At 68.0% G+C, this 359-nt stretch carries 1 protein-coding gene; it reads left to right on the forward strand.

All coding sequences use genetic code 11. The features are described from left to right. Positions 1-61: 61 nt before the first annotated feature. Positions 62-359 (forward strand): LysR substrate-binding domain-containing protein (locus ACPYOG_RS19275; protein ID WP_481295743.1); only part of this gene is annotated, 298 nt, incomplete at its 3' end.

Consider the following 359-nt stretch of genomic DNA (forward strand, 5'->3'; position numbering starts at 1 on the left):
GCTCCGGGATGACGCTTGGGTTTGGCTGCCGCGTGCCATCTCCCCCGACTATCATGACGAAATGGTCGCTGCCTGCCGGAAGGCAGGGTTCAGCCCCCAGGCGAAGCACTTCGCCAACTCGATCCATTCCCAGCTCGCCATGGTTGGTTGCGGGCTGGGAGTCACCCTGGCACCGAATTCATCCATTGGCCCGCCAGGACAAGGTTTCGTTGTCCGCGACCTCGCCGAGCGCGTCGTCCGCGAGACCGCGACGTTCCTGCTCCGCGACCTGCTGACGCCGCACGGCGGGTTCGCCTCCTCCCTCGACGCCGACGCCGACGGGGTCGAGGGCCTGACGTACGCCTGGACCCCGGCCCAGC

The organism is Leifsonia sp. HAY1-4F (assembly GCF_056755275.1).